Raw genomic sequence first — 20518 nt, 5'->3', positions numbered from 1 at the left:
ATGGGTCCCTCGTCGGTTCTCATCGCCCCAAAAGAAAAGGGCCGCAGCGCTTCCGCCACGGCCCCCTGATCACGTCGCAACCCAGCCTCAGGCGATGCCGCGGCCGAGGAATTCCTTGATCTCGTAGCCCGGCATGAAGGTGCCGATGCGCTTGATTTCCCATTCCAGCCGGACGCCGGAATGTTCGAGCACGCGCTGGCGCACGGTCTCGCCGAGGTATTCGAGCTCGTAGCCGGTCGCCTGGCCGGTGTTGATCATGAAGTTGCAGTGCAGCGGCGACATCTGCGCGCTGCCGATCATCATGCCGCGGCAGCCGGCCTCGTCGATCAGCTTCCAGGCCGAGTGGCCCTCCGGGTTCTTGAAGGTCGAGCCGCCGGTCTTCTCGCGGATCGGCTGCACGGTCTCGCGATGCTGGCGCACCGCATCCATGTCGGTGCGGATCTTGTTCTTGTCCTCGGCATAGCCTTCGAACACCGCGTGGGTGAAGATCAGGTCCTTCGCCGCCGCCGAATGGCGGTAGGCGTAGCCCATGTCGGCATTCGACAGAACATGCTGGTTGCCCTGGCGGTCGACCGCATGGACCTCGACCACGCGTTCGCGGGTCTCGGCACCATTGGCGCCGGCGTTCATGCGCAGTGCGCCGCCGAGCGAGCCCGGAATGCCGTAGTAGAAATAGAAACCGCCGATGCCGTGATCGAGCGCCATGGCCGCAATGTTCTTGTCAGGGCAGATGGCGCCGGCCTTGATGCGGTTTTCGCCGACAAGTTCCAGATCGCCGAAACCCTTGGCCGAAAGACGGATGACGACGCCGGGAATGCCGCCGTCGCGCACGAGAAGATTCGAGCCGACGCCGACAACCATGACGGGCACGTCCGCCGGCACGAGCTTCAGGAAGGTGATGAGATCATCCGTGTCGTGCGGCTGGAACATCAGCTCGGCAAGGCCGCCGGCGCGGAACCAGGTGACACGATCCATCGGCGCATCCGGCGTGATGCGGCCGCGCACAGCGCTGACGCCACTTCCGAGCGATTCCAGTAGTTTCTGACCGTTGACCTGTTTCATGCTCAATTTCCTGAAATATCCGCGAGTTCCTTAGGCAGGGCAGCCGCCCAGTAGGTGATGCTGCCAGCCCCCAAGAGAACCACAAAATCGCCGGGCTGTGCAATCTTGCTGACGACCGGCGCGATTGCCTCCGGACCGGAGACATAGCGCGCATCACGATGGCCGCCAGCCTTGATGCGATCGACCAGTTCCTCGGCCGTTGCGCCCGGAATGAGGTCTTCGCCGGCTGCATAGACCGGCGCGATCAGGATCGTGTCGGCGTCGTTGAAGCACGCGGAGAAATCTTCGAACAGGCTCGAAAGGCGCGAGTAGCGGTGCGGCTGGTGCACGGCGATGATTCGGCCCTGGCAGGCCTCGCGCGCAGCGCGGAGCACCGCCTTGATCTCGACCGGGTGGTGGCCGTAGTCGTCATAGACGCGCACGCCGTTCCACTCCCCGGTAAGGGTGAAGCGACGTTTGACGCCACCGAAGGAGGCAAGCCCCTTGGCGATCGCCTCCGGGCTGACGCCCAGGCGCTGGGCAACCGCGATGGCCGCAGTCGCATTCGAGACGTTGTGGCGGCCGGGCATCGGCAGGCGCAGGTCCTTCATCGGGATCACCTGGCCGGTGCGGCGGCGGCGGATCTCGATGTCGAAGACGGAGGTGGCGCCGTCCATGCGGATGTTGTGGAAGCGCACGTCGGCCTGCGGGTTCTCGCCGTAGGTGACGACCTTGCGGTCCTCGATCTTGCCGACCATGGTCTGCACTTCCGGGTGGTCGAGGCAAAGCACGCCGAAGCCGTAGAAGGGCACGTTCTCGACGAACTGGCGGAAGGCGGCGCGCACCGCATCGAAATTGCCGTAGTGGTCGAGATGTTCGGGGTCGATATTGGTGACGACGGCAACGTCGGCCGGCAGCTTCAGGAAGGTGCCGTCGGATTCGTCGGCCTCCACCACCATCCACTCGCCCTCGCCCATGCGGGCATTGGTGCCATAGGCGTTGATGATGCCGCCGTTGATGACGGTCGGGTCGAGGCCGCCGGCTTCGAGCAGTGCCGCGACCATCGAGGTCGTCGTCGTCTTGCCGTGCGTGCCGCCGATCGCGATCGCGTTGCGGAAGCGCATGAGTTCGGCCAGCATCTCGGCGCGGCGCACGACCGGCAGGAATTTCTCGCGGGCGGCGATCAGCTCCGGATTGTCCTTCTTGATCGCGGTCGAAACGACGATCACCTCGGCATCGCCGAGATTTTCCGCCTTGTGGCCGACGAAGACCTCGATGCCCTTGGCGCGCAGGCGCTGGACATTGGCGCTGTCGGACTGGTCGGAACCCTGGACCTTGTGGCCGAGATTGTGCAGCACCTCGGCAATGCCGCTCATGCCAATGCCGCCGATACCGATGAAGTGGACCAGCCCGATGGTTTTCGGCATTTTCATGAGCGTGTTTCCCTGAATTTCTCGACTGTCAAACCGCTGGCAATAGCCTCTACGAGGGATGCAAGCAAGCTTGCAGCGTCCGGCTTGCCGGTTTCCCGCGCATTTGCCGCCATATCGGCGAGCGATTGCGGCTTGCCGATCGCATCCTTGAGGATGCCGGCCAGACGGTCGGCGGTCAGCTCCGCTTGCGCGATCACCCGCGCACCGCCCTTGGCGGCAAGGGCGGCCGCATTGGCCGCCTGGTCATGATCCAGTGCATAGGGATAGGGCACGAGGATCGCCGGCCGGCCGATGACCGCAAGCTCCGATACCGTCGAGGCGCCGGAGCGGCAAATGACGAGCTGAGCGCCGGCGATGCGCTCGGCCATGTCGGTGAAGAACGGCGAAACCTCGGCCGGAACGCCCAGCTTTTCATAGGTGGCGATCACGCCGTCCTTGTCTTCTGGCCGCGCCTGCTGCGTGACCTTGAAGCGCTGGCGAACGTCGTCTTCGAGGCGGCAAATCGCCTGGGGAACGGCCTTGGAGAAGTATTGCGCGCCCTGGCTGCCACCGAAGACGACGAGATGGAACGGCGCGTCGCCGACAGCCGACGTGTAGGGCACATTGGCAGCGGCGAGCACGGCCGGGCGAACCGGATTGCCTGTCGTCACGGTCTTTTCGGCAAAGGCGCCGGTGCCTTCCGGCAGGAAGCCGCCGGCAATCGCCTTGACGCGCGAGGCGAGCGCCTTGTTGGCGCGGCCCATGACGGCGTTCTGCTCGTGGATGATCGAAGGCACGCCCATGCCGGTGGCGGCAAGCAGCGGCGGCACGGTCGGGTAACCGCCGAAGCCGACGACGGCCTTGGGCTTCAGCCGCGCGATCAGCTTGCGCGCGGCGCGCATGCCGGTCCACAGCGTCCACAGCGATTTCACGACGCTGATCGGGTTCTTCGAGCCGATGGTTGCCGAAGGCACGACATGCACTTCGTCGGCCGGGAACTTGCCGGCATAGCGCTCGGCGCGGCTGTCGGTGACGAGGTGCACCGAGTAGCCCATGGCCTTCAGTTCGTGCGCCAGCGCTTCTGCCGGAAAGAGATGGCCGCCGGTTCCGCCGGCGGCGAGCAGGATGATGCCTTTAGTCATATTTTACTCCGCCGGCACGCCAATGCCGGACCGAAACAGGCTGCGCTCCACGGCGCGCTTCTCCGGACGGTGACGGGTCAAGGCCAGGATGAAGCCGGCAGTGACGCAGATCGCCACCATGGACGAGCCACCATAGGAGATCAGCGGCAGGGTCATGCCCTTGGCCGGAAGCAGTTCGAGGTTCACGCCGATGTTGATCATCGACTGGATGCCGATCTGGAGGACCAGGCCGGCAACGGCGAACCGGTTGAAGTCGTTGCGTTCGCGGAAGGCATGGTTGAGGCCGCGCATCACCAGGAAGGCGAAGATCAGCACGATGACCATGCAGAAGACGATGCCGAATTCCTCGGCCGCAACAGAGAAGACGAAGTCGGTATGGCTGTCCGGGATGATACGCTTGACGATGCCCTCGCCCGGGCCCCGGCCGAACCAGTCGCCGCGGATGATCGCCTCGCGGGCAGTGTCCATCTGGAAGGTGTCGCCTTCGCCGGTCAGGAACTTGTCGATACGTGCGGCCACGTGCGGCAGCATCGTATAGGCGACGAAGAAGCCACCAAGGGCTGCGCCCCCGAGCAGGATGATCCACAGCCAGGGCATGCCGGCCATGAAGAACATGCCGCCCCAGACGGCGGTGGTCAGGATCGTCTGGCCAAGGTCGGGCTGGGCGACGAGGAGCGCGCCGACGATACCGAAAAGCAGGATGGCGAAGAGGTTGCCCGGGATTTCCGGCTGGCGCGCATGTTCGGAAAAGAGCCAGGCGCAGACGACGACAAAGGCCGGCTTCATGAATTCGGACGGCTGGATCGAGATGCCGCCGATCGAGATCCAGCGCATCGAGCCCTTCACCTCTTCGCCGATGAAGAGCACCAGAACCATCATCCCGAGCGAGCCGGCCAGAAGCAGGATCGCCGCGCGTCGGACCTGGCGCGGCGAAAGGAAGGAGATGCCGACCATCACCACCAGCGACGGCAAGAGGAAGAGCGCATGACGCCGGACGAAGTGGAAACTGTCGAGGCCGATGCGCTCGGCAACCGCCGGGCTTGCGGCGAAGGACAGCATGAAGCCGACGCCCATCAACAAAATGAAGGTCGCCAGAAAGAACCTGTCGATCGTCCAGAACCAGTCGGCCACGGGGCCACGTTCGGCTCGGCTTACCATCTTGTCAGTCCCCTTCTCCGGCGCCCATTGCGCCCACGTCCGAATTCCCGCACCACCTGCCGCATCGACCGGCGCGCAATTGCGCCAGGCGAGGGATCAAATCAGCATCGTCACGCCTTCGATCGCGCGCACATGGCCGACGAAGGCATCGCCGCGTACCTCGAAGTTCTTATACTGGTCGAAGCTTGCGCAAGCCGGTGACAGCATCACCGCCGAACCACCCGTCTCGTCCCTGCCGGCATCGGCCGCGGCGTGCGCCACCGCCTGCTCCAGCGTGCCCGAGATCTCATAGGGTACGGCTTCGCCAAGCGTAGCGGCGAAAGCCGGTGCGGCCTCGCCGATCAGATAGGCCTTGGCGATCTTCGGGAAGAAGGGTGCAAGCGTCGTGATGCCCCCTTCCTTCGGCAGACCACCGGCGATCCAGTAGATGCGGTCATAGCTCGAAAGCGCCGGTGCTGCCGCATCCGCATTGGTCGCCTTGCTGTCGTTGACGAAGACGACAGAGCCCTTGCGGCCGACCGGCTGCATGCGGTGCTTGAGACCGGGGAAGCTCTTCAGGCCGGCGTGGATTTCCGCCGCGCTGACGCCGACCGCAAGGCATGCCGCGATGGCCGCCGCCGCGTTCTGGGCGTTGTGACCGCCGCGCAGCGTCTGGATGCCGTCGAGATCGACGAACAGCCCGGACGTGCCACCCTCGGCCTTGAAGATGCGCGAGCCCTCTGCATGGAGGCCGCTCGCCAGCACGTGGCGGCGCGAAATCCGCACCGTCCTGGTGCCGGCGCGCTCGATGCGATCGGCGATCAGCGCCGAAAAGCTGTCGTCGACACCGACGATGGCCGTGGCGCTGCCGGCGACCAGCCGCTCCTTGATGTCGGCGTAATGCTGCATGGTGCCGTGTCGATCGAGATGATCCGGCGTGAGGTTGAGCAGGATACCGGCCGTCGGGTTCAGCGTCGGCGCCAGATCGATCTGATAGGACGAGCACTCGACCACGTAGAAACGGCCCGCCTTCGGCGGGTCGAGGGTCAGCACCGCCGTGCCGATATTGCCGCCTAGCTGTGTGTCGCGGCCGCTTTCCTTGAGGATATGCGCGATCAGCGCCGTCGTCGTCGACTTGCCGTTGGTGCCGGTAATCGCGATGAAGGGGCAATCGGGCGCATGCGCCCGGCGCTCGCGCACGAAGAGTTCGACGTCGCCGATGATCTCGACGCCGGCCGCATGGGCAAGATCGACCGTCCAGTGGGGCTTGGGATGCGTGAGCGGCACGCCGGGCGACAGCACGAAGGCGGCAAAGGCCGCCCAATCGACCGTGCGCAGGTCCGCCGTCGGCACGCCTGACGCAGACGCCTTGGCGACGCTGTCGGGATTGTCGTCCCAGGCGGTGACCTGGGCGCCGCCGGCCACGAGCGCCTGCGCGGTCGCGAGCCCCGAGCCGCCGAGACCGAAGAGAGCGACTTTCCTGCCCTTGAAGGAGGTGACCGGGATCATCGTCCGCTCACCGCAGCTTGAGGGTGGAGAGACCGACCATCGCCAGGATGACGGCGATGATCCAGAAACGGATCACGACCTGGCTCTCGGTCCAGCCCTTCTTTTCGAAGTGGTGGTGGATCGGCGCCATCAGGAAGACACGGCGGCCGGTGCGCTTGAACCAGAAGACCTGGATGATGACCGACAGCGTCTCCATGACGAAGAGGCCGCCGATGATGATCATGACGATCTCGTGCTTGACGGCAACGGCTACGGTGCCGATCAGGCCGCCAAGCGCCAGCGACCCGGTGTCGCCCATGAAGATGGCGGCCGGCGGCGCGTTGAACCAGAGAAAGCCGAGGCCGGCGCCGATGACGGCGCCGAGGATGACGGCAAGCTCGCCCGTGCCGGGCACGAAATGGATCTGCAGGTAGTTGGCGAAGACGGCGTTACCGGCGAGATAGGCGATGAGGCCGAAGGCGGCCGCCGCAATCATCACAGGCACGATCGCGAGACCGTCGAGACCGTCCGTCAGGTTCACGGCATTGCCGGCGCCGACGATGACGAAGCCGCCGAACAGCACGAAGAAGTAGCCGAGGTTGAGAACGAGATCCTTGAAGAAGGGGAAGGTGACCGAGGAGCCGAAGGTGGAGCCAGCCGCACCGCCGGAAAGCGAGGCCTGCATCATGAAGAACACGGCGATCGCCGCGATCACGAACTCAATGCCGAGGCGCGCCTTGCCGGAAAAGCCCTTGTCCGACTGCTTCGTAACCTTGAGGTAATCATCGTAGAAGCCAATCGCACCGAAGCCGAGCGTAACGAGCAGCGTCGAGACCACGTAGACGCTCGAAAGATCGGCCCAGAGCAGCGACGAGACGACGATGCCGGCCAGGATCATCAGGCCGCCCATGGTCGGCGTGCCGGCCTTCTTGAAATGCGTCTGCGGCCCGTCGGCGCGGATCGGCTGGCCCTTGCCCTGGCGGATGCGCAACGATGCGATCATCGCCGGCCCGAACAGGAACACGATCAGGGCCGAGGTGAAGAGCGCCGCACCGGTGCGGAACGTGATGTAGCGAAATAGATTGAAAAACTGAAAGTGGTCCGCCAGTTCCACGAGCCAAATGAGCATAAGGGACCTTTCCCCAAAGGTTTCCTGCATAATTCCCTAAACCGGCATCGGTTTAGGGGCAGCAATTTAAAGTGTTACAGCGGCCTTTACTGGTCTCACGAGACCCGTGGCGCCGTAGAATTCGAAACTCGTCCAACAGAATCATCTGAAAAACGATACGCGCTAACATGCGAAAGCGTTAGGGCGCGCCCACCTAACTCCAGACTGTATCCACCGCAGCCGTCATGGGCGGCGTCGCCGGCCTAATCCGCCGGCGATCCCCCGGCCGCGTCGACATCGGCTGCCGGATAGGCTTCGATCAGCGCCTGCACGATCTTGGCGCAGCCGGTCCCCTTGGACGACTTGATCATGACGACGTCACCCGGCGCGACGGCTGCCAGCGCATAGGTCTTCAGGTCCTCCACGCTCTCGCGGTAGACCACCGAAACCTCGGGAGGAAGCGCGTCGCGCAGATGCGCCATCAGTGGTCCGGCCAGCCAGACATCAGCAATGCCGGCTTCGGCGAGCGGACGGGCGAGTGCTGCATGTACGTCGACCGCGTGTTCACCCATTTCCAGCATGTCGCCGAGCACGGCGACGCGACGGCCGCCTTCAGGCGGCTCGCTGTCGGCAAGCAGCGAAATCGCCGCCCGCATCGAGCTCGGATTGGCGTTGTAGCTCTCGTCGATCAGCTTCAGCGTGCCGCCGCCGATCGAAAGCGTGTGGCGCCGCCCCCTGCCCGTTTCGGCCTGCATGGTCGCAAGCGCCGAGGCCGCATAGTCGAGGTCGCCGCCGGCGAGTTTGACAGCGGCCAGAACCGCAACGGCATTCTCGGCGATGTGCCGTCCGGGCGCACCGATCGCCACTTCCAGCGTCCGTCCGCCGATGCCAGCCCAGAGAACGGAGCCTTCCGGACCGCCGCTGAACTCGACCAGCCGGAATTCCGCCTTGGGATTGGCGCCGAAGGAATGGATATGGCTGACGCCGGCTGCAGCCGCGGCGTTTTCGAGCAGCTTGTGTTGCGGGCTGTCGTGAATGATCAACGCATGACCGCCATTGACGACGCCTTCGAAGATCTCGGCCTTCGCCTCGGCGATCTGGTCGAGGCTCTCGAAATTGCCGAGATGGGCGGCAGCGATGCTGGTGACGATGGCCACATGCGGGCGCACCATGGCGGTCAGCGGCCGGATCTCGCCCGGATGGTTCATGCCGATCTCGAAGATGCCGAAATCGGTTGCCTCGGGCATGCGCGCCAGCGTCAGCGGCACGCCCCAGTGATTGTTGAAGGAGGCGACCGACGCATGCACGCGGCCTTGCGGCTTGAGCACGTGGCGCAGCATCTCCTTGGTGGTCGTCTTGCCGACCGAGCCGGTGACGGCGATGATCTTGGCGGCGCTGCGGTCGCGCGCCGCACAGCCGAGGCGGATCATCGCTTCGAGAACGTCGTCGACGACGATCAGCGGCGCGTTGAGCCGCCCGAGCGCCGGCAGCTTGCCTTCGCTGACGACCAGCACCGCCGCGCCGTTGGCGAGCGCGATACCGGCATAGTCGTGGCCATCGACGCGATCGCCCTTGATCGCGAAGAAAGCTTCGCCCTTGCCGATCGAGCGGCTGTCGATGGAGATCCCCGAGATGCCTTCAGGCAGGTTGCCGACCGGCCGGCCATTCATGGCGGCCAGGAGATCGCTGCTTGTCCAGAGCCAGTTCAAATCACAAGCCTCCCAATGCCTTGCGGACCTCCGCATGATCCGAGAAGGGCAGCGTCACGGAGCCGACCGTCTGGCCCTCCTCGTGCCCCTTGCCGGCGACGATCAGCGTGTCGCCGGTCTTCAGCATGCCGACCGCCGTGCGGATCGCCTCTGCGCGGTCGCCGATCTCGATCGCGCCCTTGGCAGCGGCCATGATCTCGGCGCGGATTACCTCGGGCACTTCCGAGCGCGGATTGTCGTCGGTGACGATCGTCACGTCGGCAAGCCGCGTGGCGATCTCGCCCATGATCGGACGCTTGCCCTTGTCGCGGTCGCCGCCGCAGCCGAAGACCACGACGACCCGGCCGGTCGTGAACGGGCGCACCGAGGCGAGCACGTTTTCCAGTGCATCCGGCTTGTGGGCGTAGTCGACATAGGCGAGCGCGCCGTCCCTGGTCTGGCCGACCAGTTCAAGACGGCCGGAAGCCCCCTGCAGCTTTTCGAGCGCGGAGAAGGCCGCCTTGGCGCTGATGCCGGTGGACATGGCAAGGCCTGCTGCGACCAGCGCGTTCGCCACCTGGAAATCGCCGGCGAGCGGAATGTGGATTTCGAAGATGTCGTCGCCGACATGCACCTCGGCCGATTGCTTGTGGCGGAAATGCTCGACCCGCTTCAGCGAGATAAAATCGCCCTTGCGGCCGACGGTGCGCACCTCGAGCTTGGCCTTGCGGGCAGCCGCGATCGCCTGCTCCGACCATTGGTCGTCGGCAAAGATGACCGCCGGCGCGCCCTTGGGCAGCAGCGCATTAAACAGCCGCATCTTGGAGGCCATGTAGTGCTCGACCGTCGGATGGTAGTCCATGTGGTCGCGGCCGAGATTGGTGAAGGCCGCAGCGGCGAGACGCACACCATCGAGCCGGCTCTGGTCGAGCCCGTGGCTTGAGGCTTCCATCGCCGCATGGGTGACGCCGGCGTCAGTGAGTTCGGCGAGCAGCTTGTGCAGCGACACCGGATCGGGCGTCGTCAGCGAGCCGTAGTCGTTGCGCCCGGGGGCAACGACGCCCGTCGTGCCGATCATCGCTGCCGCGAAGCCGGAATGCGCCCAGATCTGGCGGGTGAAGGAGGCGACCGAGGTCTTCCCGGCGGTGCCGGTGACGGCAACCATGGTTTCCGGCTGACGGCCGTAGAAGGCGGCGGCGGCGCGCGCAAGAAAGGCGCGCGGTTCAGAAAGTTTCAGCACCGGTGCCGACGCGGCGTCGATGTCCGAGCCGGCTTCGGTGACGACGGCAACCGCTCCGCGCTTCAGGGCGTCGGCGACATAGGCGCTGCCGTTGGCCTTGCTGCCGGTGACCGCGACGAAGAGATCCCCTGGCTGAACCTGCCGGCTATCGGCCGTCAGTCCGGCAACGTCGATATCGGCGGCAGCGCCGCTCAGTTGCGCCGAAAGTTCCGGGAAGTTCGGTCCCGCCAGGTCTTTGATCTTCATGAACGCACGTCTCGCATCGATTTCGATCCGCAAGAATCGCGAATCGTCCGCTTTCTCATTTCATGTCTAATAAGACACAAGCAAGGCAGAACCGTCTTCTCCAAACTTTGGTTCGACACCGAGCAGCGGCGCGGAGCGGCTGATGATGTCGCGAACCATGGGAGCCGCGTTCGAGCCTGCCGTGCGCCCGCCACCCTCGCCGGTCTTCGGCGCATCGATGAAGGTCAGCACGATGTATTTCGGGTCGTCGATCGGGAAGGCCGCGAGGAAGGCGTTGAAGTTCTGGTCGCTGGCATAGCGACCGTTGACCACCTTGTCGGCCGTGCCGGTCTTGCCGCCGACGTTGAAGCCCGGCACCAGCGCACGCTTGCCGGAGCCTGCAATGCCGTTCCAGCGCAAGAGGAAGCGCATGTCGTCGCTGGTGCTCTTCTTGACCACCGGCGTGGCGACGGCGTTGGCCTCTTCCTCGGTGCGCGGCAGGAAGGTCGGCTCGATCAGCTTGCCGCCGTTGACGAGTGCAGCGCCCGCAACCGCCGTCTGCAGCGGCGTCGTCGAGACGCCGTGGCCGAAGGAGATGGTGACCGAGTTGATCTTCTTCCACTCGCGCGGCTGGGTCGGGGATTTGACCTCCGGCAGTTCGGTCGGCAGCTTCGAAAGCAGGCCGAGGCGCGTCAGGAATTCCTTGTGGCCGGGGATGCCGACGAGGTCGGCGATCTTCGCGGTGCCGATGTTGGACGAATACTGGAAGATTTCCGGGACGGTCAGCACGCGGCGCTTGCCGTGGAAGTCCTTGATGGTGAAGCCGCCGATCCGGATCGGCGCCGAGGCGTCGAAGCTGTCGTTGAGCGTCACCTTGCCGGAATCGAGCCCCATGGCGATGGTGAAGGTCTTGAAGGTGGAACCCATTTCGAACGTGCCGTTCGACATGCGGTTCATCCAGCCCTCTTCCGCTCCTTCGGCCGGCTTGTTCGGGTCGTAGTCGGGAACCGACGCCATCGCAAGCACTTCGCCGGTATGCACGTCGAGCACGACGGCGCCGGCGGCGAGCGCCTGATAGTTCTTCATGCCGGCGTCGATGACGTCGCGCACGATGTTCTGCACGCGCACGTCGATCGAAAGCTTGACCGGCTCGAGCTTGGCGTCGCTGGTCATGCCGATCGCGGCAAGGTCGGCGAGACCCTGGCTGTCGATATAGCGCTCCATGCCGGCAACGCCGCGATTGTCGATGTTGACATGGCCGACGATGTGCGCAGCCGTGTGGCCGCCCGGATAGAAGCGACGCTTTTCCGGACGGAAACCGACGCCGGGAATGCCGAGCGCCAGAATGTCGGACTGCTGCTTCGGCGTCAGCTGGCGGCGCAGCCACTGGAAGCGCGATTTCGACTTCAGCTTGTTGTAGATCTCGCGGGCGTTGATGTCGGGCAGAACCGTCGACAGCCGTTCGACCGCTTCGTCGGCATCGACGATCTTGTGCGGCTCGGCATAGAGCGAGACGGTGCGGATGTCGGTCGCAAGGATCTCGCCGTTACGGTCGAGAATGTCGGGGCGCGACGCCATCAGGTTGTCGGCCCGGCCGATGCTGGAAACCGTTTCGGGAGCCGCCATGCCGTATTGCACGAGGCGGCCGCCGATGACGGCATAGACGATGCCGAAGCTGGCAATCACGATGGCGACGCGGTTCTTCGCCTGGTTCGTGGTTTTCTTCCGCGTCCCCTGGAAGGTGACGTTGACGCCGCTTTCGGCCGGCCGGTTGTTGCCGCCCGCCGAGAAATGCGCCTTGCTTTTCAACACCATGATGCGGGAGAGAAACGACATCAGCGCGCCACCGAGCCAGTTGCGATGTTATCGGTCTTGTTGATGATGGCGGCAACGCCGTCCTTTGCCGACTTGTCCTCCGGCACGGGCAGGTCCGCCTTCAGCATCGGCAGTTCCTGCGGCTGGGCGATCTGCGTCGAGGGGGTCGGCACGAGCTGCAGGTCGGCTCCGAAGGCGCCGACGAGGCGCTCCAACCGGTTCGGCTGGGTCAGAAGCGCCCAGTCCGCGCGGAGCAGGTCGATCGTATCCTCTTCCAGCTTGATCGCCACATCGAGCTTGCGGACTTCCTCAAGCTTGTTTTCGGCGCGGTGCTTGATCGTGTAGGTGACCGTCGCGGCGGCCGTCATGACGACGATCAGAACGATATCGAACGTTCGCAGCATGTCTTGTCAGCCCCCCAGCCGTGCAAGGCTTGCCAGTTCCGGCAGATTGAAAATGGACAGATCGTTTCCCGGCGACGCGGCCTGCGTGCGGATGCCGGCGCGCAGCTTGGCGGAGCGGGCACGCGGATTGAGGGACGCTTCTTCCTCGCTGGCTGCCACCATAGGCTTGCCAACTGGCGTGAAGGTTGCCGCCCGCGCCGAGACCATCGGCAGATGGCGCGAGCCGCCGGCCTTGCCGGAGCGATCCTGGAAGAAGGCTTTGACGATGCGGTCTTCGAGCGAATGGAACGAGACGACGACGAGACGGCCGCCGGGCTTCAGTGCCTGCTCGGCGGCAAACAGCGCCTCTGCCAGTTCGCCGAGTTCGTCGTTGACGAAGACGCGCAGCGCCTGGAACACGCGGGTCGCCGGATGGATCTTGTCCTTGGCCTTGCGCGGCGTCACCACCTCGATCAGGCCGGCAAGATCGCGGGTCGTCTCGAAGGGCTGCTCGGCGCGGCGCTTCTCGATGGCACGGGCGATGCGGCCCGCCTGCTTCTCTTCACCGAGAAAACCGAAGATGCGGATGAGATCGGAGACCTTGGCGCGGTTGACGACATCGGCCGCAGAAACGCCCGACGCCGACATGCGCATGTCGAGCGGCCCCTTCTTCTGAAAAGAAAAGCCGCGTTCGGCCTCGTCGATCTGCATGGAGGAGACGCCGATATCGAGCACGACACCGTCAAGCCCGCCCTCGGGCGCATGGTCGGCGAGTTCGGAAAACTGTGCGTGAATGAGCTTCAGCCGACCGCCCCATTCGGCGACCTGCGCCTGCCCTGCGGCAATCGCCGTCGGGTCGCGGTCGAGCGCGATCACGTCGGCGCCGGCTTTCAGGATTGCGGAACTGTAGCCGCCGGCACCGAAGGTGCCATCGAGAATGACCTTGCCGGGCGCAGGCTCAAGGGCCGCCAGAACTTCCGGCAAGAGGACGGGAATGTGACGAACCGGTCCGCCTTCGGCTTCAGGAATACCTCCGCCTTGATCCGTCACCATTCCCTCTCTCCATTCTATTCTGGACGCAACCCCCGTGACTTGCGCCCTTCCCGGGCCGCCGCCTGCGCCTTTTGAAAGGCCTGCGGCTCCCAGAGCTGAAAATAATCGCCCCGCCCGACAAACATCACGTCGGTCGAGATCCCGGTGAAGTCGCGGATGAAATCCGTCATCATCAACCGGCCTTCCGGATCGAGCTTCACGAAGACCCCGCCGCCGTGAACCAGCAGCGACATCTCGTTGGCCTCCGGGGAAAAAGGATCCTCGGCCGCCATCTGCCTCTCGAACCGATCCAGGAGTTCCGGTCCGCCGACGCTGATCGCCGGAAAGACGAAATCCTGAAAACAGTATAGCTCCCGAACGCCCCCATCCGACAGCACGGAACGAAACGCCGAGGGAACGGAGACCCGCCCCTTCGCATCGATCCGATTGGTGGCATGTGACAAGAAGCGGTTCATGACGCGAAACGGCCGCCCAAGACTGACGGGCCACGATCATCGACCCGCGAGAACACGTCACCACGCACACAAGACAGCCCCGCCGGACAGTAGAATGCCCGACCACCTTCCGAAGCCGGAAGGTACTGGAATCTTGCGATGTCGGGCCGCGAAGCAGCCCCTGCGCAGTGCCATTATGGGATATCATGGGACCATATGGGCGTCAATGGGAATGGATCGTAAACAGCCGTCGGGCTGATCAAATATTGATAGGTTGTTAAGTTTAACGAAGGGTTACGAAGAGACCCCCACTGTCCGGGAATGCGACGGCGGAACAGCTTCAAATCGTTGAAAAATCAGAATGTGAGAAAAAGTGCAGAAACAGGGAGCCCGCGCACCGCCCAGGTGGCGGGGAAAACCGCCCGACGAAGAAAACGGGCGCGTCCGCAGCCAGCGCCGCCGTGGCGCACGAGGCCAAATCAGGATGGCGGAACCGAACAATTGCCGGGATCCGGGCACTCGTCCGGCCGGCGGCAGGCGACGGCGTTCCCTTGGGCAATCTGAAAACAGCCGCCGCATTGGACCGGGCCCGCGACGCACGCGCGCCTCATCGGAGAAAGAGAAGAAATCGCCAGTTGGCCTGTAAGCCGGGTTCTGTATGGCCCCGCTGCCCGAAAGCAACGGAACGTGGCAGCCATTCATCTGGGACTGCGCTTGCACGCAGCCTCTTGCAACCCACCCGGATGACTGGCCCGGAAACAGGCTGGACGCTTGCGCGCCCGCGTCATCCCTATTCGGTCTTGCTCCCGGTGGGGTTTGCCGTGCCGTCCATGTCGCCATGTCCGCGGTGGGCTCTTACCCCACCCTTTCACCCTTACTCCGCAAGCGGAGCGGTTTGCTTTCTGTGGCACTTTCCCTGAGGTCACCCTCGCCGGACGTTATCCGGCACCGTGCTTCCGTGGAGCCCGGACTTTCCTCCCCCCGCGGCCTTTCGGCACTTGCGGAGCGCGGCTGCCCGGCCAACTGGCAGGCGCTCCTTAACGCAAGCCTCCGCCCTGCGCCACAAAAAACGGCAGCCGTTTTCAGCGGCCAACAGGACAGATCGAAGTGATTTGGGTCGTTGCCGCCGGCCTAGCGAAAGGCGACGGCGAAATCCGCGTCGTATTCGGGCTCGTCGATCCGGCCGTTGAGCACGAGTACGGCACCGAGCCTGCCGATCTCGTCGGAGCTTTTTGCCGCCTGGCCGTTGCCGCCCGTGACGACGGCGATGCGATCGCCCTCGGCAAAGCCGATATAGGGCAGCCCGTGCCGTGTAAACGCGGTGACGCAGGGCGAAAAATGGGTGGAGACGGGCTGGAAGTCAGGCATCACTTCGCAAAGCAGCCCGCGCAGATGCTCGGCCGCCACGGCACCGCCCGGCCCGCGGAACCAGTGCCGTATCGCCGGCTCGTCGTCGAGGATCCGGTCCGTCGGATCGCCGCCGATCTTGATGTAGCTCTTGCCGTCCGCATAGACGACCGGCGGCAGCAGGTAATAGCTCTTCTCCTGTTCCGGCGCCGCGCCGATCAGCGAGGGCATGCCCTCGAAGTCGTGCAGGTCGCCTTCCGCGACTTCGGCGAAAAACACCGTGCGGGCCTTCACGGTCAGATCGATCGGCCGCGGCAACAGCGTATCGGATAGAGAGAAACCACCGGCAGCGACGATGGCCCGGGGAGCTGCCAGTCGGTCGCCGTTGAGCGTGGTGACGACCACGCCGCCCGCAGTCTGCGAGATCGAGCGGACCTCTTCGCGCACGATCCTGGCGCCTGCCCATTCGGCGCAAACGACCTGCGCCGCGACGAGCGCGCGCGGATTGACGTAACCGGCGCCGAAGCGCTCGTGGATGCCTGCGGTTCCCACGGGGAAACGGAACCAGGGAAAACGTCGCGAGAGCCTATCCCCGTCCAGGAGCGGCGCCTCGACGCCAAGCGCATCACGCGCTCTTTCCACTCGCTCGATATAGTCGTAGCTCGAGCCGGGCGCCGGTCCTGCCATCAGGCAACCGACCTCGTGATAGAAGGGGATGTTGCTTTCGCGTTCGATCTCGCGGTAGCGTTCGATCGAACGCCTGGCAAGCCGCGCCCAGACGGGATCGCCGTCGATCGTGCGGGTGATGCGGGCATTGTCGTAGTGACTGGAAAAGACGCCGGAATGGCTGGCCCGGTCGATCGGCTCATCCGGACCCACGAGCGCGACGCGCGCGCCTGACAAAGCCAGGTGGCGGGCGGCGGCGGCGCCCATCATGCCCTTGCCGACGACAATGAAATCGAAGCTCTCCGACATGCCCTTCTCCCGTCCGTATTGCTCAGCGGAGATAGCACGCCGTCGCCGGCATGACACTGTGACGGTGGAAGAAATTCAACCGCGGCGCGCCGAATGCGCCCTTTTCCTGCAAGTGCCGGAACGCGAGACCTGTCCGACAAGAGCACCCGCCCCGACCACAATGGCCGCAGGCGGACGAAGCTTTTGCGGCGCGGGCGAAGCTTCGCCTGCGCCAGACATCAGACCGCTCAGTCGATGATGTCCTGGACCTTGCCGCAGTAGCGCTTGGAAACCGGGTTCATGCGCTTGGCGCCATGGCCGGCATTGTACTTGAGGATGGTGCCGCAGGTGGTGCCGCCGGACAGATCGTGCGCCTTGGCGAGATACATCATGCCGAACTTGATGTTGGTTTCCGGGTCGTAGAGACCCTTGGAGGAACCGGAATAGCCCATCATGCGAGCCGTTGCGGGCTTGATCTGCATCAGGCCGATTTCGCCGGCGCTGCCGCGTGCCTTGGGATTGAAGTTGCTCTCGACCTTGACGACCGCATGCGCCAGGTCGACCGGAACGCCGTACTGCTTGGCGTAGCTCTTGATGAGGGCCGTGTACTTGACGTTCTGCGGCAGGTCCGGTTTCGGAAAGCCTGTGGTCCGGGTGACGGTTGGGATGGATGAGGTCTTGATGGTCTTGTCGACGTTCCCCGCATACGACGTACCCATCCCGGCGAAGAACATGCCAAGGCATGCCGCCACCGCAGCAACAGACGAAATTCTCATGTAGTTTGAATTCTCCGGTCTGGGGAATGGAGCGAAGCGCACCCCGCTTCGAGCCTCACTTCCCGATCGTTTCATTCACAGGAAGTGAGCCTTGCGCCCTGATGCTCCTGCAGTTCCAATGATCGGGAAATGAACGGCGCATCATGGTAAACATGTGGCAAAGCTAAAAAAATGCGCAAAGAACGTTCCGGGAAGCCGGATAGGGACGAAAAAATCTTCCGCCTCAGGCGATGAACTGCGGCAGTCCGGAAAGCAGGCGGTGCAGCGTATCGAGGGTTGAGATGTCGGCGATGCCGTCCACCCTTTGTTGCCGGAAATGCCTCTGGAACGCGGCCACCGCGCCCTCGGTTTTTTCGCAGAAATCACCAGTCACATCAATGCCGTAACCATAGAGCGACAGCATCGACTGGATGGCCTCCACCGGCTGGCCGCGGTCGCCGCGCTGAAAGAAGCGCCCGCCGCCGATCGCAGCCGGTTCGACCCAGTGGCCGACCCCTTCGCGATGAAGCACGTGCCAGGGAAATTTTTCTCCGGGGTCGACCTTGCGAATGGGAGCGATATCGCTGTGCGCCAGCACCCTTTCAGGCGCGATCGACCACCGCTGGCCACAGTCCCGACACAATTCGACGACCGCCTCGATCTGCTTTTCCGGAAAGTCCGGCAATCCGCCGGGATGGCCGGGATTGGCGATCTCGACGCCGATCGAGCAGGAGTTGATGTCGGTCTCGCCCTTCCAGAAGCTCTTGCCCGCGTGCCAGGCACGGCGCGCCTCGGGCACGAGCTGGTCGACGCGCCCATCCTCGTGCACGAAATAATGGCTGGAGACCTGGCTCTCTTCCCGGCACAGCCATTCGAGCGCCGAAGCGCCGGTCGGCATGCCGGTATAGTGCAGCACGATCATATCCGGGGCGCGCTCACCGACGCGGTCGCCGAAATTCGGCGACGGCATGAAGCGGGCCCCCGGATAGTCGCAGTATCTAGAAGTCATGCAGCTCGGCGTTCTTTCTCGATCGCCTCGTAGGCGGCGTTGAGCGCCGCCATGCGATCATTGGCGATCGCGTGGAATTCATGCGGCACGCCGCGGGCGACCAGCATGTCGGGATGGTTTTCCGAAACCAGCACACGGTAGCGCTTGCGGATGTCGGAGAAATCATCCTTACGCGAAACGCCGAGCACCTGATAGGGGTCGCGACCGTCGCCATGCACATGACGGGCCATGATCCGTTCGAAATGCGCCTCGTCCATGCCGAAGATGTCGGCGACCCGCAGCAGGAAGGCGAGCTCCCGCTCATGCACGGCACCGTCGGACTTAGCGATGTGGAACAGGCCGTCGACGATGTCCTCGAGGATGGGGCAGTTGTGCTCGCAGGACGAGCACAGCGACGCCATCTTCTCGGCATAGGCCTCGTAGCCGGCGACGTCCTGGCGCGCGAGGTTGTAGAGACGCGCCACATTCTGCGCCTGATCGGGCGGGAACTGGAAGATGTCACGGAAGGCGGCGACCTCGGCCTCGCTGACAATGCCGTCGGCCTTGGCCATCTTGGCCGAAAGCGCGATCATCGCCACGGAGAAGGCAACCTTGCGCCGTGTCTCCGGGTCGCCCTCAAATAGAGTGCGCACAGCCTCGACCACGCCGGCAAGCGCATTGCCGGTGGCGGTAACGATCTTGAGGAGGCTATCCCAGAATGACATGCGAGAATCCCTGTCTCTCCAGCTTATAGCATGGACTATTGTGGTGGCAAATTGCAAGCGGTGGCACGGCTCAAACCACGAGGATGCCGAATTTGTGATGGCACCTCACTATTGTCAATCCATCGATTTGAAACTTGCGACAGCCAAGCGGTGGAATGCTGTTCCCTTGGGAACAGCACCTCACCCGAAAGGGCGATGCTTCGGGCTTTGAAGGCGTCCCACCGGCTGACATGTCTGAAACCGACCCGTTGACGTATGGCTTGCGGTCGTCGCGATAGAAATTTTGCCGCTTTGTTCCGGTTCACGTCAAAAGCACCGACGCAATTTATGAAGGCGCAGCGCGCACGTTGGAGGAAAGAATGCTGTCACGCAGAGCCGTACTTGCGCAGGGCGCACTGGCCGCAGGCGGCATGCTCACGGCGAGCGCCGAAGGCGGCCCGGCGCGGGCACAGGGAGAGACGGGGCGGTGGCGGATGCCGGAGGAAGGCGAACCCCACGCCGCAACCTGGATGGCGTTCGGCCCCAGCAACAGGATCTGGGGCAAGCGGCTGAAGTCTGTCGCACAGGAAAACCTGGCGGAGATCGCCAAGGCCATCGCTGCGCATGAGCCGGTCAACATGCTCGTTCGCGAGGAAGACCAGGCTCTGGCCGAGCGGCTCTGCGGGCCGAGCGTCAATCTCGTCGTCCAGCCGATCGATGATCTGTGGATGCGCGATACCGGTCCGGTATTCGTCAAGAGCGCGTCCGGCGAGCTTGCTGGCGTCGACTTCAATTTCAACGGCTGGGGCGAGAAGCAAAGCCACGCCAGGGACGCCAAGGTTGCCGGTTTAGTGACGCAAGAGGCAGAGGCGCACCTGATCGAGACCGAACTGGTTCTGGAAGGCGGCGGCATCGAGGTGGACGGGGACGGCACGGCGATCATCACCGAAAGCTGCGTGCTCAATCCCAACCGCAATCCGGGCGTCAGCAAAGCCGCCTGCGAAAAAGAGCTGTTCCGGCTCCTCGGCCTGGAAAAGATCATCTGGCTGCCCGGCATTGCCGGCATGGACATTACGGATGGCCATACCGACTTCTACGCGCGCTTTGCCGGCGCCGGCGTTGTCGTCGCCGGCCTGGACAATGATCCGGACTCCTTCGACCACGACGTCATGCGGAGGCACCTGGAGATCCTGCGCGACGCGACCGACGCCCGCGGCCGGCGGCTGAAGGTGGTCACCCTGCCGGGGCCGGAACAGATCCGCGAAGATTATGAGAACCGGGATTTCGCTGCGGGCTACATCAATTTCTACGTCTGCAACGGGGCGGTCATTGCGCCGGAGTTCGGCGACCGCGACGCGGACAAAAACACCCGCGACGTGCTGTCCGATCTGTTTCCGGACCGCCAGATCATCCAGCTGAACATCGACGGCATCGCGGCGGGCGGCGGCGGCATCCATTGTACGACGCAACAGCAACCGGCGTAGCGCTGCGGGCGGCTCGACAACCCGGCACAAGCGGAAGTTCGATCGCCCCTGCCCCGTCCGACGTTCCTTCACCGATCCGGCGGCGGCATTTTTACACCGTCGTCACACAGGCCCGTCATT

General features: G+C 64.2%; 17 protein-coding genes and 1 other RNA gene. 1 reads left to right on the top strand and 17 read right to left on the bottom strand.

Going from position 1 to position 20518, the window contains the following annotated elements; translation table 11 throughout:
* Positions 1–87 precede the first annotated feature (87 nt).
* From murB to C1A35_RS03985, 17 genes are all read right to left on the bottom strand, one after another.
* A complete protein-coding gene (gene murB / locus C1A35_RS04065) occupies positions 88–1062 on the bottom strand; it encodes a UDP-N-acetylmuramate dehydrogenase (protein ID WP_104663073.1) in 975 nt (324 codons plus the stop codon).
* A gap of 2 nt (positions 1063–1064) precedes the next feature.
* Positions 1065–2474 carry a UDP-N-acetylmuramate--L-alanine ligase gene (murC, locus tag C1A35_RS04060; protein WP_104663072.1) on the bottom strand — a complete coding sequence of 470 codons (1410 nt, stop codon included), beginning with the start codon at positions 2472–2474 and terminating at the stop codon, positions 1065–1067.
* Positions 2471–3595: an undecaprenyldiphospho-muramoylpentapeptide beta-N-acetylglucosaminyltransferase gene (murG, locus tag C1A35_RS04055; RefSeq protein WP_104663071.1), complete on the bottom strand. Its 1125-nt coding sequence runs from the start codon at positions 3593–3595 to the stop codon at positions 2471–2473. The genes murC and murG overlap by 4 nt, the downstream gene beginning before the upstream one ends.
* Before the next feature lie 3 nt (positions 3596–3598).
* Positions 3599–4753, bottom strand: coding sequence for a putative lipid II flippase FtsW (ftsW, locus tag C1A35_RS04050; protein WP_104663070.1), 1155 nt, complete (start codon positions 4751–4753; stop codon positions 3599–3601).
* Positions 4754–4849: 96 nt separating this feature from the next.
* Entirely contained in the window at positions 4850–6241 is a 1392-nt protein-coding gene (murD, locus tag C1A35_RS04045) for a UDP-N-acetylmuramoyl-L-alanine--D-glutamate ligase (protein ID WP_104663069.1), read from the bottom strand.
* 7 nt (positions 6242–6248) lie between these two features.
* Positions 6249–7349: a phospho-N-acetylmuramoyl-pentapeptide-transferase gene (gene mraY, locus C1A35_RS04040; RefSeq protein ID WP_104663068.1), complete on the bottom strand. Its 1101-nt coding sequence runs from the start codon at positions 7347–7349 to the stop codon at positions 6249–6251.
* Between the two features lie 242 nt (positions 7350–7591).
* The gene (locus tag C1A35_RS04035; RefSeq protein ID WP_104663067.1) at positions 7592–9037 is read right to left on the bottom strand and encodes a UDP-N-acetylmuramoylalanyl-D-glutamyl-2,6-diaminopimelate--D-alanyl-D-alanine ligase; all 1446 of its coding nucleotides are present in this window, start codon (positions 9035–9037) and stop codon (positions 7592–7594) included.
* A gap of 1 nt (position 9038) precedes the next feature.
* Positions 9039–10502, bottom strand: a complete 1464-nt coding sequence (locus tag C1A35_RS04030; protein WP_104663432.1) for a UDP-N-acetylmuramoyl-L-alanyl-D-glutamate--2,6-diaminopimelate ligase — start codon at positions 10500–10502, stop codon at positions 9039–9041.
* Positions 10503–10568: 66 nt separating this feature from the next.
* The gene (locus tag C1A35_RS04025) at positions 10569–12317 is read right to left on the bottom strand and encodes a peptidoglycan D,D-transpeptidase FtsI family protein (protein WP_104663066.1); all 1749 of its coding nucleotides are present in this window, start codon (positions 12315–12317) and stop codon (positions 10569–10571) included.
* Entirely contained in the window at positions 12317–12700 is a 384-nt protein-coding gene (ftsL, locus tag C1A35_RS04020) for a cell division protein FtsL (protein WP_104663065.1), read from the bottom strand. Before ftsL ends, C1A35_RS04025 begins: the two co-directional genes overlap by 1 nt.
* Before the next feature lie 6 nt (positions 12701–12706).
* Positions 12707–13732, bottom strand: coding sequence for a 16S rRNA (cytosine(1402)-N(4))-methyltransferase RsmH (rsmH, locus tag C1A35_RS04015; protein WP_104663064.1), 1026 nt, complete (start codon positions 13730–13732; stop codon positions 12707–12709).
* Positions 13733–13746: 14 nt separating this feature from the next.
* Positions 13747–14187, bottom strand: a complete 441-nt coding sequence (mraZ, locus tag C1A35_RS04010) for a division/cell wall cluster transcriptional repressor MraZ (protein WP_060515924.1) — start codon at positions 14185–14187, stop codon at positions 13747–13749.
* Between the two features lie 606 nt (positions 14188–14793).
* Positions 14794–15193: RNase P RNA component class A (gene rnpB, locus C1A35_RS04005), an RNA gene on the bottom strand.
* 104 nt (positions 15194–15297) lie between these two features.
* Positions 15298–16488 carry an NAD(P)/FAD-dependent oxidoreductase gene (locus C1A35_RS04000; RefSeq protein ID WP_104663063.1) on the bottom strand — a complete coding sequence of 397 codons (1191 nt, stop codon included), beginning with the start codon at positions 16486–16488 and terminating at the stop codon, positions 15298–15300.
* Positions 16489–16715: 227 nt separating this feature from the next.
* Positions 16716–17243, bottom strand: coding sequence for a lytic transglycosylase domain-containing protein (locus C1A35_RS03995; protein ID WP_104663062.1), 528 nt, complete (start codon positions 17241–17243; stop codon positions 16716–16718).
* A 223-nt stretch (positions 17244–17466) separates the two neighbouring features.
* A complete protein-coding gene (locus tag C1A35_RS03990; protein WP_104663061.1) occupies positions 17467–18231 on the bottom strand; it encodes an N-acetylmuramoyl-L-alanine amidase in 765 nt (254 codons plus the stop codon).
* Positions 18228–18935: a J domain-containing protein gene (locus C1A35_RS03985; RefSeq protein WP_104663060.1), complete on the bottom strand. Its 708-nt coding sequence runs from the start codon at positions 18933–18935 to the stop codon at positions 18228–18230. The genes C1A35_RS03990 and C1A35_RS03985 overlap by 4 nt, the downstream gene beginning before the upstream one ends.
* A 359-nt stretch (positions 18936–19294) precedes the next feature.
* On the opposite strand from C1A35_RS03985, the gene C1A35_RS03980 reads away from it, so the two are divergent.
* Complete coding sequence (locus tag C1A35_RS03980; RefSeq protein WP_104663059.1) at positions 19295–20398, top strand: agmatine deiminase family protein; 1104 nt, start codon at positions 19295–19297, stop codon at positions 20396–20398.
* Positions 20399–20518: the final 120 nt, after the last annotated feature.

It is taken from the genome of Ensifer adhaerens (assembly GCF_002940685.1).
Classification (GTDB): Bacteria; Pseudomonadota; Alphaproteobacteria; order Rhizobiales; family Rhizobiaceae; genus Ensifer; species Ensifer adhaerens_E.
Note: the sequence above shows the minus strand (reverse complement) of the source record. Positions and strands in the feature narration are given on the sequence as shown.